This window comes from Sphingobacterium phlebotomi, assembly GCF_008180195.1.
Classification (GTDB): domain Bacteria; phylum Bacteroidota; class Bacteroidia; order Sphingobacteriales; family Sphingobacteriaceae; genus Sphingobacterium; species Sphingobacterium phlebotomi.
Genome location: NZ_VTAV01000001.1, coordinates 792,429 through 806,532, shown reverse-complemented (window position 1 = coordinate 806,532; position 14,104 = coordinate 792,429). Strand labels below are relative to the sequence as shown.

The 14,104-nt window shown below is 41.1% G+C and carries 10 protein-coding genes and 2 tRNA genes; 5 read left to right on the top strand and 7 right to left on the bottom strand.

The features are described 5' to 3' along the window. Positions 1 to 11: 11 nt before the first annotated feature. From FXV77_RS02990 to FXV77_RS02980, 3 genes are read right to left on the bottom strand one after another with little or no spacing between them, the layout of a single operon-like run. Complete coding sequence (locus FXV77_RS02990; protein ID WP_148917724.1) at positions 12 to 1,913, bottom strand: RecQ family ATP-dependent DNA helicase; 1,902 nt, start codon at positions 1,911 to 1,913, stop codon at positions 12 to 14. Next, the gene (locus tag FXV77_RS02985; RefSeq protein ID WP_148917723.1) at positions 1,913 to 4,003 is read right to left on the bottom strand and encodes a ComEC/Rec2 family competence protein; all 2,091 of its coding nucleotides are present in this window, start codon (positions 4,001 to 4,003) and stop codon (positions 1,913 to 1,915) included. Before FXV77_RS02985 ends, FXV77_RS02990 begins: the two co-directional genes overlap by 1 nt. Then, positions 3,997 to 6,213 carry a ComEA family DNA-binding protein gene (locus tag FXV77_RS02980; protein ID WP_148917722.1) on the bottom strand — a complete coding sequence of 739 codons (2,217 nt, stop codon included), beginning with the start codon at positions 6,211 to 6,213 and terminating at the stop codon, positions 3,997 to 3,999. Before FXV77_RS02980 ends, FXV77_RS02985 begins: the two co-directional genes overlap by 7 nt. Before the next feature lie 137 nt (positions 6,214 to 6,350). Between FXV77_RS02980 and FXV77_RS02975 the strand changes: the two genes are divergently transcribed. Both FXV77_RS02975 and FXV77_RS02970 read left to right on the top strand, forming a co-directional pair. Then, positions 6,351 to 6,423: transfer RNA gene (locus FXV77_RS02975), tRNA-Met, on the top strand. A 46-nt stretch (positions 6,424 to 6,469) separates the two neighbouring features. Further along, positions 6,470 to 6,542 (top strand) — tRNA-Met (locus FXV77_RS02970). A gap of 157 nt (positions 6,543 to 6,699) precedes the next feature. Here the strand turns inward: FXV77_RS02970 and FXV77_RS02965 are convergent. Then, complete coding sequence (locus FXV77_RS02965) at positions 6,700 to 7,656, bottom strand: ribose-phosphate pyrophosphokinase (RefSeq protein ID WP_148917721.1); 957 nt, start codon at positions 7,654 to 7,656, stop codon at positions 6,700 to 6,702. A 256-nt stretch (positions 7,657 to 7,912) separates the two neighbouring features. On the opposite strand from FXV77_RS02965, the gene FXV77_RS02960 reads away from it, so the two are divergent. Both FXV77_RS02960 and pth read left to right on the top strand, forming a co-directional pair. After that, positions 7,913 to 8,509 carry a 50S ribosomal protein L25/general stress protein Ctc gene (locus tag FXV77_RS02960; RefSeq protein WP_148917720.1) on the top strand — a complete coding sequence of 199 codons (597 nt, stop codon included), beginning with the start codon at positions 7,913 to 7,915 and terminating at the stop codon, positions 8,507 to 8,509. Positions 8,510 to 8,594: 85 nt separating this feature from the next. Next, positions 8,595 to 9,158, top strand: a complete 564-nt coding sequence (gene pth, locus FXV77_RS02955) for an aminoacyl-tRNA hydrolase (protein WP_148917719.1) — start codon at positions 8,595 to 8,597, stop codon at positions 9,156 to 9,158. A gap of 22 nt (positions 9,159 to 9,180) precedes the next feature. Here the strand turns inward: pth and FXV77_RS02950 are convergent, their stop codons facing one another. Further along, complete coding sequence (locus FXV77_RS02950) at positions 9,181 to 11,310, bottom strand: M56 family metallopeptidase (RefSeq protein ID WP_148917718.1); 2,130 nt, start codon at positions 11,308 to 11,310, stop codon at positions 9,181 to 9,183. Positions 11,311 to 11,313: 3 nt separating this feature from the next. Further along, the gene (locus tag FXV77_RS02945; RefSeq protein WP_148917717.1) at positions 11,314 to 11,676 is read right to left on the bottom strand and encodes a BlaI/MecI/CopY family transcriptional regulator; all 363 of its coding nucleotides are present in this window, start codon (positions 11,674 to 11,676) and stop codon (positions 11,314 to 11,316) included. Positions 11,677 to 11,860: 184 nt separating this feature from the next. Here FXV77_RS02945 and FXV77_RS02940 point away from each other — a divergent pair, with 184 nt between their 5' ends. After that, positions 11,861 to 13,147 (top strand): citrate synthase, encoded by a 1,287-nt coding sequence (locus tag FXV77_RS02940; RefSeq protein WP_148917716.1) that lies wholly within the window; start codon positions 11,861 to 11,863, stop codon positions 13,145 to 13,147. Between the two features lie 36 nt (positions 13,148 to 13,183). Here the strand turns inward: FXV77_RS02940 and FXV77_RS02935 are convergent, their stop codons facing one another. Then, positions 13,184 to 13,960 carry an META domain-containing protein gene (locus FXV77_RS02935; protein WP_148917715.1) on the bottom strand — a complete coding sequence of 259 codons (777 nt, stop codon included), beginning with the start codon at positions 13,958 to 13,960 and terminating at the stop codon, positions 13,184 to 13,186. Positions 13,961 to 14,104: the final 144 nt, after the last annotated feature.

Genomic DNA, 14,104 nt, shown 5'->3' with positions numbered 1-14,104 from the left:
TTACCCCCGCCCTAAAAATCACTATTCCAACGATACAAGTTATCCCGTAAGATAACCTGCTGTTTATCCAGAAGTAATCGAATTACGTGTAGCTTCGTGTCGTCGTCGCCAAGTGTTAATTCATCTACAAGCCTCTTTACGTCTTTTTCACCAGCCAATAATACGGTTTTTATTTCTTCCTGTAATTTCTCCTGTATATCTTCACGATACTGGCGCATTAGACATAAATCACAAACACCACAAAATGTCTCGTCCTTTTCTCCAAAATAGGTCTGCAACGCTATACTTCGGCAGTTCTTCGTGTCAAGATAAGTATAAATAGCTTTTATTTGTTGTTCTTTAATATCCTTTCTTTCATCAATAAAGGACGTATCGATAAAGAGATGTTTATAATCTACACGTGCTTGAAGAAATTCCAATTGAGGAGCATCCGTTTTAGGGAGATAAGAAGCTACCCCCAATTGTTGAAGTCCTCGCAACATATCGACCACCACATCATACGAAACTTTAAGCTTTTTTGCCAACTCATATTCGTTCAACGTTATGTAAAAGTCAAAAGCGCCACCTGTCGTACGCAAAATCAGTTTGATAAGCGGATCATACTTCGCCGACTGTACCTGAAATTTATACAATTCTTGGTAATCGATCTCAAACTTAAATCGCGAGGGTATAAAAACAGCTTCGGATGCGGCAATCCACCCATCTCTTTCCAAAAATTTCAGTGCACTCAATGTCGGGAGAATATCAATTTTATAACGTTTACAGAAATCGACTAGATCAAAATCAAAAAAAAGTCCTTTCCCAGCGCCATATGCAATTTGAAAATAGTTTCCTAAATGATGATAAACCTGCTGTATAAACGATATGGGAGGAAAAGCAGATATAAAATTCTCCCACAATTTTTCTCGATCGGCTTGTTGATACATCAACACCGGAAAGGCCTTCTTTCCGTCGCGGCCTGCGCGGCCCGCTTCTTGATAATAAGCCTCCAATGAATCGGGAATATCCAAGTGTAGCACAAACCGCACATCCGACTTATCGATTCCCATTCCAAATGCATTGGTCGCCACAATGACACGCACCCGATTTTCCATCCAGCTATCTTGCTTTTGTGAACGGGTTTGTGGATCAAGCCCAGCATGGTAAAAATCCGCAGGTATGCCATGGTTGATTAAATACTGCGCCACTTCTTGTGTTTCTCGGCGATTCCGGACGTATATAACCCCCGCCCCCCCAATCTTGTGAATCATCCGCAACATACGTCCCATCTTATCCTCCTCTGCCAATACCATATAGGCTAAATTCTCTCTCCGGAAACTTTTTTGAAAAACCTGTCTTCCTACGAACCCTAACTTATCCTGGATGTCTTCAACGACTCGTGTCGTTGCTGTAGCTGTCAGCGCCAAAAAGGGCGCATTTGGATGAATCTCCCTTAACTGCGCTAGCGCTAAATAAGCCGGACGAAAATCATACCCCCATTGCGAAATACAGTGTGCTTCGTCAATGGCAAAAAGGCTCACTTTCATATAGCGTATCCGTTCTTTTACCAAATCACTATAGAGTCGTTCCGGGGCGAGATAAAGAAATTTAATTCGGCCATACACACAATTATCTAACGCCATATCCACCTCTCTATGCGACATGCCAGAGAAAATGGCAACCGCTTCAATACCTTTTTTCCGCAGGTTCTGCACTTGATCTTTCATCAATGCGATAAGTGGGCTTACCACAATGCATATACCCGCCAATTGAAGTGCCGGCACTTGAAAACAAATAGATTTCCCTCCACCTGTAGGCATTAATGCCAAGGTGTCACGTCCCTGCAACACTGCATTTATAATATCTTCCTGCAGCGGACGAAAGGCCTCATGACCCCAATATTGTTTTAATATACCTAGGTTTTTATTTTCCATCAATTCTTCTCCCAAACATAAGCAAAATTATTTTTCAAGACATAATAGGACAATCCCAAAGCATCAGCATTCTCTTTCATCTCTGATAAAATGCTAGCGGTGTTCGACCCGTCAAATATCAAAAGTGCACGATCCCTCAAATCATTATCATTTGCGGTATAGTAAGCTGACATATTGCGCCATAATATAATATCGCATACCATAGGTTTTTCTTTCGTCTTACCGCCTTCTATAATACCTAAGGTGCCCATAAAAGTTTGTATCGTCATCCGTTGTCCTCGTTTTAATTGTAGTTGATAAAAGGTGATTTCCGCTGTTCTCGCGTAATGATTAAGATCTGGCAAAACCTGCATAGCTAACTGCGGGTGCGTTACGCTATCCAAGGTAGAGATAAGCGAAACATCACCGCGATTAATCACCCCAATAGCAACCTCACGCCCGACATTATACATTTTGATACCTTGATAAGACGTATATCGCATAGCGGTTATAGCGGTAGAAAATAACACTATTCCTATCGAAATGAGCGTACACCATAAAAATTGTTTGCTCAGACCATACCAAGTGATCAGCAAAAAAACAATAGCCAAAAGGAATAAAACGAGTTGCATTGCCGAAAAATCAATACCTTGTGTCGTAGCAAAAGGTAAACCCTCAATAGCTTTAAGACCCCATAAGAGCAAACGGCATAAATAAGTTAAACCTATTCCTAAATAACCATTGATCAACGAAATAGGACAAATCGCTAATGCGATACCTACGTACATTAACGCTGTAGCGGGCAGCGATACAAATAGATTTCCGAGCAAAAAATAATTGGGAAACTGATGAAAATAATACAGTGCCAAGGGCGTCGTGAAAAGTTGCGCACTAACTGAAACCAATACGGCCTGCCATATGGTACGTATCCACTTATTATTTATAAAGCATGCTTTGTCAAGTAATGGATAGAGTGTAAATAATCCTAAAACGGCTAAATAGGACAATTGAAAACCCATATCAAAAATCACAAAAGGGTCAAATAAAAGTAAGCAGCATGCCGATGCGAAAAGCGAATTGAGGTTTTGGTTGGATCGTTGGCTCCATCCGGCTATCAATAGAAAAGAAATCATTACGCCCGCACGCAAAATAGATGGTGCCATTCCGGTTAATAAAACATAACCCCAGATGAAAATGAGAATCAGTGCAAATCGAATGGATCTACCATGAGAGAACCGATCTAAAAATCCGAACAAAAAATTCAATAGAAAGAACACCATACCTACATGTAACCCGGACACACTCAAAACATGCACCGTACCCGTATTGATAAAAGCAGCCAATGTTTCCGCCTGAAAATTGGCACGATAACCTAAAATAAGGGCTGAGCATACTTCCAGCGCTTCTCTGTCCGCAATGAAGCTTGTGAATTTCCGAACCAGATACTGGCGCATGCTCAACGCATGTGCCACGATACTATTCCCTTCATGACTTCCAATAAGTCGAATATCCGCAGCCTGTATATAGGCTTGGTGATAGATATTTTTATGCGCCAGATACCGTTTATAATCGAATTGTTGAGGGTTATAAGGCGCACGAACCTCCATTACCATATTACGGAACAGCAATTTATCTCCATAAGATAGCATTACGTCGGATTCTTCGCTTTTCCGAGCAATAGTCAGCATTATCTGCCCTGTTGCCTGACTTACTTTTTCAGCACGGACAACATGACGAATTTCTATCGGAAAACGAATACCAGTCTTGCCATAAACCGGCTCGTCCATCACTATCCCTATCAAATAATCGGCTTCCTTGTCGCCAAAATATTGTGCGTGCTGTGCTGGAAGTTCCCTTGCTATCCAAACAATACCCAACAAGAACAATAGGGCGTAAAAAAACGGCGGAAAGAATATACTTCGCCATTGCCGACTATATATCTCCATCGCCACCAACAATAGAATTACAGCTATAATACATCCGATTATAACCTGAAAAAGCAAGGTAGATAACGGTATATAATATCCGCAAACAATACCTGTTCCGAACAACAGAAAAGCTCTGGCAAACGGTACTTTCCGCGATGCCAGATAAGAAGCTTGCCCTACCATCGATACCGGAATTGAATCTTAATGTCCGACCGGCGTGGACCGTCGCTTTGATCTAATCCCGACCCTACCGTTTCTCCATCCAGGTAGTGAGTCTGGCTATAACGGAGCCAGAAATCGGTTTTCCGATTTATACTATAACGTAGATTGATATAGGCACGTCCGCCTTTCCCATTATACATCGGAAACCCGCTCGCATATAACACATCGTTTTCGTACGCATAAAGCCTAGCGTCATAGGAATCGGTGGAAAATATGGCAAACCGCATATTCGCTTGCACTGGCAAGCGCGCAGGTCTCCAGAATACATCTTGATAAGCCAATCCTCCAAAATCGATGCGTCCGTCTTTTTCATACCGCAGACCCTCAGTCCTTGTCCGGATTTCCCATCGATCGGACAGTTTATACTGGAATGCTAACCGCAATTGGTCTTTCAGCACATCCACGACCATGCGTTCGGGCGGTGCAGCACTATTGTTTTCTTGCTTCAGCCGATGGCGATAACGCAGAGAAATATGCCCTATCCTGTACCAAGTATACGTAAATTGCGAAAGGATGTCCATTCCCGCGCTAGGTTCATCAACCCGATAACGCAGCCACGGAAAGCGAAACACATCGATATAACTCACCCATTCCAATTTTCTGCTTTTATGGAACATAATTCCCGTATAAATTCCCTCCTCGTTGGCAACCGCGCTTCCCTCGCCCAATGCTTGTGCAAAAACACCGTGATAATTTCGTTGGTAATTTCGGTAGTTGACAAATGCAGATACTTTCGGATGCAAGCTCGCAATCAGGCCATTTAACGTCGCCCAACCCTGTCCATATTGATGAGACGTTTCTCCAAAGAGATATACATTTCTAAAAGTGTATTGGTAATTAATACCTAGATTGGTTAATCGATCACCTTCAAACGAATACATATGTCGGGGCGAACCGTCATGTACAATAGTCCCGTTGTATTGTGTGTAAACACCAACAGCACCCAACTTCAAGCGTTTGTAACGATAAGTAATATCTATTCCGGCGACACCTTGGCTTATAGCCTGGCGATTACGCAGCTCATTAGGCGTTCGATGTAGTCCCGATGCGGAAATGGAACTGATGATGTAACTGCCATCTTCTGTCACCGAACGGTTGCCGGATAATTTTCGCCAGGAAACAAAAGGTGTAATTTCCCAATTATCAAAAGATAAGCGCGTGGCAAAGCCAGAAAGATAATTATGCTCATTCATGGATGTATAGCTCCGCAAGCCTGCCCCTTGCCTAGCACTACTCGTAATCATCGCCCCCTTGCCAAAACTCAGACCGTTCCACATAACCAATCCTTGACCAATCTGTAGCGCATAATTACCCAGCAGCAGTTCCTTAAAAACACCTAAGTCCTTTACATACAGACTAATCCCGTAATGATCGAAACCATAGCGTTGCTTCTCCCGAAAGAAAGGCTCTCCTGCATCTTTTTCCATATTAATCGCTAAACGTAACCGATTACGGAAATTAAAACGGTAGCGCAGCATATAACGATTTGCATCTCCTAGATAACGTGATCGTGCACTATCGGTAATAAGATAACCTCGTTGTTTCTGGAATACGGTGCCATAGCGTAACATGAGCTGCTGTTCACTATCATTATAAAGCTTCGCCAAAGTTAATCCTTCCAGTGTAGATGTGGACGAGACGGTAACGAAAGGACTTAATCGTTCAATAGTCGGCAGATCAAAATTAGCAATCCCTTGCAGTTCAAGAACAGAAAGAAACTTTCCCGTCTCTTCGCGATGTGCCAAAAGACTGGCAATCTGCAAAGGCGATAGAAATAAGAGTTTAGCCAGTTCATGCTCGTCCGTTTTATTTAAATCAATTGGTCGTGTATGGTAATGACGAAGAAGCTCAAGAAATTCATCGATCTCTATTTCTTCTTCCACTTCTTCCACAAGTTGTTCCACAATTTGCTCTACGGTCGAGCTTTCGCTCCATGTTTGACTTTTTACCAGTGTACTGTACCCTAGCAAAACTGTACCTGTGAAGATAAATACAAATGTAAAACGCTTGGACACGCCCCAACTGGCGATGTTGTCCGCCAGACTGTCCGGCGGCAAAAAACTCTTTTTACACGTTAACGCATTACTTTTCCTCCCATATGAAAAGGATAAATAAAATTGCTGAACGGATAAATAGAGCGTTACAACGGTTAGTAGTAATCTTCTTTTCATCACAATTCATTATAATTGATACAGTGAAAGTACAGAATATTAGAACATTATCCAATTATCCTGACTAATCTTTTCAAAAAAGCGGATTTCATTTTGATTTGAGTGTAAAAAACGCTACCTTTGTGTCACCAAAAAATTGCGGGGTGGAGCAGTTGGTAGCTCGTCGGGCTCATAACCCGAAGGTCATCAGTTCGAGTCTGATCCCCGCTACTAAAAATAACAGGCGAAGCGCGAGGCTGGGCTAAGAAAAAAACATTGCGGGGTGGAGCAGTTGGTAGCTCGTCGGGCTCATAACCCGAAGGTCATCAGTTCGAGTCTGATCCCCGCTACTAAAAGGTCAACGGTTTTCCGCTGGCCTTTCTTTTTTATCAACCGACACCATCTGGATAAGATATCTAAAACGCTTAAAAAAAAGAAGGGGGACGACCTGTCTGTCGTCCCCCTTCTTTTTTTAAGATGCTTTATTATAGCAATAACACCTTACCGCTATTTAATATCAAACAGATCGGAAATAGACCCGTGTTCATTTACATTTTTTATAGCACCGGCAAATAAATCAGCCGTCGATAGCACTTTAATTTTGCTGCAGCTGCTTTGCTTTTCCCGATCTAGTTGAATGGTATCCGTAACAATCATTTCCGTCAATACCGAATTCTCAATTGTATCAATGGCCTTTCCTGATAATACCGCATGTGTACATACCGCCCTTACGGAACGAGCACCATTTTCCATAATCAACGCAGCCGCTTTTGACAACGTGCCGGCTGTATCACATATATCGTCTATCAAAACCACATCTTGATCTTTCACATCCCCGATAATGGACATGGATTCAATCTCATTGGCACGTTTACGACGTTTGTCACAGATAATAACCTCAGCATTGAAAAATTTGGCAAATGTACGAGCACGATACGAACCGCCCATATCCGGAGATGCAATGGTCAGGTTCGGCAGTTTCAACGATTTGATATACGGTACAAATATAATTGACCCATCTAGATGGTCCACCGGGATATCAAAGAATCCTTGTATCTGCGCAGCGTGCAAATCCATGGTCATGATACGATGTGCACCAGCGGCTACAATGAGGTTTGCGATTAATTTCGCGCCAATAGCAACACGCGGTTTGTCTTTCCTATCTTGGCGAGCATAACCGAGATAAGGTACAACCACCGTGATATAATGGGCAGAGGCACGCTTTGCCGCATCAATCATAAATAAAAGCTCTAAAAGATTGTCGTTTGGCTGGTTTGTGGATTGGATTAAGAACACGTCGCTTCCGCGTACTGATTCATTATAAAAAGGCTGAATTTCCCCATCGCTAAACTTGGATAAGGTCATATCGCCAAGCGGTTTCCCATAAGATTTGGAGATTTTTTCCGCTAATTCCACTGTTCCAGACCCTGCGAACAGCTTCACCGTGTTAAATTGCAAAGGCATTTCTTATGCGTGTTTTATGTGTTGGATTTGTTTATTGTTTTGTACTACCCTTATACTATCGGACAAACTTCAAGTTAATTTAACTTTGCTCCAAAGTTAGCCAAATGTTTCTTAAAACAAAAGGTTTAAATTGCTATACGCTCTAGCCAATAGGCCGCAAACCCCGGAAGGTCTAACCATACAAACAGTGTCAAATAAAATTTGATTAGTCGAAAAAATACAGTATTTTTGCACCTCAAATTTAGATGATCATAAAATGAAATCAATTGCTATTAGCGGTTCTGTTAGACAGAACGTAGGGAAAAGAGATGCAAAAGAATTGCGTTACGAAGGAAAGATTCCTGCAGTTCTTTATGGTGGTAAAGAACAAACCCACCTTGCTGTATCCGCAGCTGATTTGAAATCTGTTCTTTATACTGCTGACGTAGTATTTTTGGAATTGGATATCGACGGCAAAAAAACACGTGCTATTGTTCAAGACGCACAATTCCACCCGCTTACCGATTTGGTAACACATGTGGATTTCTTAGAATTGTTTGATGACAAGCAAGTTTCTGTAAACATTCCTATCAAATTAACAGGAGACTCTCCAGGTGTTAAAATGGGTGGTAAGCTAGTTCAGAAACTACGTAATCTTCGCGTGAAAGCGTTACCAAACGACCTTCCTCAAGAAATTGAAGTTCCTATGGAATCGTTAGAGGTTGGTAAATCTTTCCGTGTGAGCCAGGTGTCATTGGAAAATGCGAAAATTCTTAATAACGCTGATGACACGATTGTATCTGTAGTAATGTCTCGTGCATTGCGTCAAGCAGAGCAAGAAGCAGCGAAAGCAGCAAAAGGTGCTAAAAAATAATGTAAAGTAATTTAGACAAATAAAAAAGCATCGCTTGTGCGATGCTTTTTTATTTGTCTAACATCTAATTCTTATCTTTGCGCTCATGAATTATTTAATTGTCGGGCTGGGCAATATCGGTAAGGAATACGCAGATACACGTCATAATATCGGGTTTATGGTAGTGGATGAAGCAGCAAACCAAGCTGGAGCAACCTGGTCGTTGATGAAGCTTGCCTATTATACCGAATTTAAATCAAAAGGCAGAAACGTATACATGATTAAGCCCACCACTTTTATGAATTTAAGTGGTAAGGCCGTCAACTATTGGATGCAGGAGCTGAAAGTTCCGATACAAAATGTACTAGTCGTGGTAGACGATCTAGCTATTCCATTTGGTTCATTACGTATCAAACCCAAAGGCTCCGCTGCAGGCCATAACGGACTACGCTCCATAGAGGCGACTTGTGGCGGACAAAACTACGCTCGCCTACGCTTTGGCATCGGTGATAATTTCCCCAAAGGACGCCAAGTGGATTATGTATTGAGTCCTTTTGACCGTGATGAACAGAAAGAACTACCTGCGCTCATTGATCATTCCGTGAAGATGATACAAAGCTTTGTTCATATCGGTATCGAATTGACGATGACGAATCTTAACACAAAATAAGCAGCAAGAGCCGCTTATTTTGTTATTTTATTGTCCATTTCCGTGTTTTTATCTCTATTTCCCGTCCTTTTTCTCCAGTTTTTTCACGTATATCTTTCACAATAATCTTATTCTCAGGAACGGCTGTAAATTCGTTTTTAGATACCGCTTTACCGTCAACAAAAAACACATCATCATCGGTATAACGATCACCTCCTTCCCTTTGCCTAGCTTTAGCACTAGTTTTTGTCGTAATCATAATTACCCCATTCTTACCTTTATCGCCATATTTAGCAACCGCAGATTCGTCCTTCAAAACATCGATAGACTCAATTTGATCGGGATTCAATTTATCTATCGTCGTATCTTCAGGTTGTGCCACCCCATCTATCACGAATAGCGGTTTCCCACCCATTTTCGAATTTCTAAAGACGATGTTCGAACGCTTTGTCGTATCGGATAGATTCTGTTTTCTGTTGACTCGAACTCCAGTTACTTTGCCTTCTACCGCTTTTCCCGAAAAATCATGCGCATCACTTCCTTTCAAAATCTTAACCGTATCCTGTCTGTTTTTGGAGCTATAACCGACCACAGCAACATCTTTCATCTTCGAGATGTCTTTCACCTCATCCGGATTTTCCTTCGCCCATTTTTTGGTCGTGACTTTAATCACACCATCCCTTCCATCTTCACCGTATTCGTCTATTGCAGCAAAACCCTTTAATACCTCCAGACTATGGATATCTTCCGATTTTAATTCACCAACACTAAACCCCAGCACCGTCCGTTTACCATCCACGATATAGATCGGATTCTTACCGAGTGACTTTACCGAACCCTTTGTGCTATTACGCCCGGAATCTGCGACAAAAGAAACCTTATCTATAGACAAATCCTGCTTTTTCCCTGATCTGGCAACCCCACTCATAGGTCCTTCGATGGTCATTTGTCCATCTTCATTAAAACGAATAGCTTTGATTCGGCTTGGTGTACCAACCGTTCCGGCATATTCTTTGGTCTTGATATTCAACAAGGATTTCAATCCATGTTGTTCTGTCAGATTGTTATCAATATTGACTACTACGCTTTCAATATTTCTAACATCCAACTGCTCAACTACCTTTTGCTCTACCAATTTGCCGTCAAGAAGAAATCCCGAACCTTTAGTTTGGTCATCTTTAGCGGCAGGGAGAGTCGTTTCCTCGCTTTTCATGCCAAAGGTCGGTTTTACCGTACCCTGCTTCTGTAAAAGTCCTTTAATCTCCTCTACCTCCATTTCACGAGCCACTTGTACCGCTTCCGTAATTTTCCCATCCGCCTTGCTGATTGTAAATGCTCCCGCAGAGAAGATCATGACCGGCAGCAGAAAAGCATATTTGCTCAATTGAAGTTTTGACGATTTTTTCTTGTTCATCATCATAATGCGCTTTTTTAAGAATTTAAAATTAAACTGGTTGCTTACACCCAACGAAGCACCTTGCTTCGAGACTTGCAACAACGAATACTGATAAGTTTGCCGATCCACCCCCTTATTTAGCACCTGTTGATCAGTCAGATATTCTAAATTTTGACGTACGGCTCTGCGCATGAACCATACGAAGGGATTATACCAACAAACTATCAGTAAGACTTCAAATATCAATATATCCAAGCTGTGAAGGCCTTTCACGTGGATATCCTCATGCTCAAAAATGTCACAGAGTTCCGGCTCCTGATGCTGTTCTTTATGAAGATAAATCTTATTCAAAAAAGAAAAAGGGACAATGGGAAATAGTACATCCTGATACCAGTACGTTTTCCATACAGCTTTCCGTGAATAGATATGAATACGCAATAAACTGAGGAGTTGAATACATAAACGTACGGCCAGACACAATCCAACTATCGCAATACCACTATATATTGCATGCTCCAATGTATAAACAGATCCTTCTACCTGTTGTGTATAAAAATCCGGCAAATACCCCATCCACTCCCCCACGGGTTCTATATGTCGCCGGAAAAGCGATTTAATATCCAGAAAAGGATACACGAAAGCGAACACTATGCCGGTCAGAAAATATATCCTGTTCAAACGATAGAACGTCAATTTTTTCAATAAGGCGTAATACCCTATATAAACAATAGCTAGCAGGATATTCACTTGAATGGTATAAGCGAGCAAGGAATCCATAAGCTACGATTTATTGTTTTTTATCATATCCATAATTTCTTCCAATTCCGTTGCCGAAAGCTTCTCCTCTTTCACAAAAAAAGAAACCATTTCTTTATAGGAGTTCTTGAAATAATCCCCTACGAACCCGTGCATAAACTTTCCTTTATACTCCTCCTCGGAAATAATGGGTTCATAGCGTTTTGCATTAGCGTATTTGACAGCTTTCACATAACCCTTGCGCTCCAGATTCCTAATGGTTGATGCCAACGTCGTATAAGGGGGCTTCTCTCCTTTTAAATTGTCCAACACTTCCTTCACAAATCCACCGCGTAATTGCCAGATGGATAACATAGCTTCTTCCTCTTGAATAGTTAACTTTTCCATAATCAACATACTAATCTTTCACAATATTACGAAAATTTCGTAAAAACCAAAATATTTATATAAAAAAACAGAGGCGATTAAAAATGAATAGTGACAATTCTTTGTCATTTAATGCATCGCTATTAGATTTTATCACCGATTTTTATACATTTGTAGAAAGTAGATTATTTTAGATTCATCACATATGTCGGATAAAGCAACAATAAATTTAGGCGGAACATCTTACGAATTGCCAGTTATTATTGGTACTGAAAACGAAAAAGCAATAGACATCTCCAAACTACGAGATCAATCGGGATATATCACATTAGATCCGGGATTTAAAAATACAGGAGCCACCAAAAGTGCCATCACTTTCTTAGATGGTGAACAGGGCATTCTACATTATCGTGGATATCCCATCGAACAATTAGCAGAAAAGTCTACTTTTATAGAAGTAGCTTACCTCTTAATATATGGAGAGCTTCCTACGAAAGACGTATTGGAGAGGTTTCGCTCCGATATCAGAAAACAAATGATGATACACGAGGACATGAAAAATTTCTTCGTTGGCTTTCCTTCCAAATCACACCCTATGGGCCAATTGTCTTGTTTGGTAGGTGCGTTATCTGCTTTTTACCCAGAATCCTTAAATCCAAATGCAACGGAGGAAGAAGATAACAAGACCATCATCAATCTCCTGGCAAAAATGCCGACCATTGTATCTTGGATACAGAAAAAGTCATTAGGACAACCCGTGGTTTACCCTAAAAACAACTACGGTTATATTGAAAACTTCCTGAACATGATTTTCGGAGAAGTAACCGGCGAAACTACTTTTGACCCTGTCGTTATTAGTGCAATGCATAAATTATTGATTCTGCATGCAGATCATGAACAAAACTGCTCGACGTCTACTGTTCGCATTGTCGGTTCGTCCAACGCTAATTTATATGCTTCCATCTCTGCAGGTATTAACGCATTATGGGGTCCATTGCACGGCGGAGCAAACCAAGCCGTTATTGAAATGTTGGAAGCCATTAAAAATGATGGTGGTGATGCCGAGAAATACCTCGCAAAAGCAAAAGACAAAAACGATCCTTTCCGCTTAATGGGATTTGGGCATCGTGTATACAAGAACTTCGATCCGCGCGCAAAAATTATCAAAAAAGCGTGTGATGATATTTTAGAAAAATTGGGTGTACAAGATCCTGTTTTGGACATTGCGAAAAAGCTAGAAGAAGCAGCATTAAATGATCAATATTTCATCGATAGAAAACTATATCCGAATGTTGATTTCTATTCGGGCATTATTTATCGTGCTTTAGGATTTGAATCGGATATGTTCACCGTGTTGTTTGCTTTGGGCCGTCTTCCGGGCTGGATTGCGCAGTGGAAAGAAATGCGTGATAATAAAGAACCTATTGGACGTCCGCGTCAAGTTTACGTAGGCGAAACGAAACGCGATTACGTCGATTTCGATAAGCGATAAAAAGAAAAGCCACGATGAAAATCGTGGCTTTTCTTTTTATTTCTTCTGCCAACGCATCACCACAATATCATCCATGATCATGGTCAACGTGGAGTCTTGTGCATCAAACGATGTCACGCGTTCTATATTTTTAAAGAACACTTGCTCTCCATTACCGGGACAAGCCATTTTGGTTGACATCATCGGCCCGAACGAAATCGCGTTACCATCTATTTTCACTGTACCCGAAAAGTTATTGCAACTGCTGTTGCCGTTCACTTTCTTTTCTGCCACATCAAATGTAATGGTAGGTTTCTTGTTCGCATACAACTCATCAAAACCCACTTCAGCATCTAGGATATAATCCAATTCCCAGGTACCCGTCAGTTTATCCGATTGGTCCACAACCAAGACAAACTTTGCCAATGCCGCTCCATGCTGCCCCTTTGATAAACTCATGGTATTTTCCTTTACCGTATAGGTATCCGCTTCGTCAAATAAGGTACGCAAACCATTTTCGATACTCATATCTGCACATGCCATCATCGTAGACATTCCACGAGAAAACGAGACGCCATTATTTTTCTGCAACGTATATTCTCCTCCGATGCCGTTACAACCACCGCTTGCGCTATAACGACCATTTTCTTCATCCAATGTCAAAAACGGCATCTTACCGTTCACCTTCTCTGGAACCACCTTGCCGTCCAACTCCACTAATTGCCATTTCTTTCCCATTAAAGCTGACGTAGTATTACTAGACGACTTTCGCATCGCACAGCTTGCCAATAACATCAGCAAGACACCTACATAAATAAAGTTAAATTTCTTCATATAAAATTTGTTCGTTGTTCCCTTATTAGAACAATATTTCAAACGAAAGGTTTGAGAGGTATGCTACAAGATAAAAATTTGATGATCAAAAATAAAATCTACTATTTTAGTCTATTTTCTTAAATATTATGGTGGTTTGCTTCG

Coding starts and splice junctions, on each gene's coding strand:
- FXV77_RS02990 (WP_148917724.1), bottom strand. CDS start 1,913: ATGGAAAATAAAAACCTAGGTATATTAAAACAATATTGGGGTCATGAG.
- FXV77_RS02985 (WP_148917723.1), bottom strand. CDS start 4,003: ATGGTAGGGCAAGCTTCTTATCTGGCATCGCGGAAAGTACCGTTTGCC.
- FXV77_RS02980 (WP_148917722.1), bottom strand. CDS start 6,213: ATGAAAAGAAGATTACTACTAACCGTTGTAACGCTCTATTTATCCGTT.
- FXV77_RS02965 (WP_148917721.1), bottom strand. CDS start 7,656: ATGCCTTTGCAATTTAACACGGTGAAGCTGTTCGCAGGGTCTGGAACA.
- FXV77_RS02960 (WP_148917720.1), top strand. CDS start 7,913: ATGAAATCAATTGCTATTAGCGGTTCTGTTAGACAGAACGTAGGGAAA.
- pth (WP_148917719.1), top strand. CDS start 8,595: ATGAATTATTTAATTGTCGGGCTGGGCAATATCGGTAAGGAATACGCA.
- FXV77_RS02950 (WP_148917718.1), bottom strand. CDS start 11,310: ATGGATTCCTTGCTCGCTTATACCATTCAAGTGAATATCCTGCTAGCT.
- FXV77_RS02945 (WP_148917717.1), bottom strand. CDS start 11,676: ATGGAAAAGTTAACTATTCAAGAGGAAGAAGCTATGTTATCCATCTGG.
- FXV77_RS02940 (WP_148917716.1), top strand. CDS start 11,861: ATGTCGGATAAAGCAACAATAAATTTAGGCGGAACATCTTACGAATTG.
- FXV77_RS02935 (WP_148917715.1), bottom strand. CDS start 13,960: ATGAAGAAATTTAACTTTATTTATGTAGGTGTCTTGCTGATGTTATTG.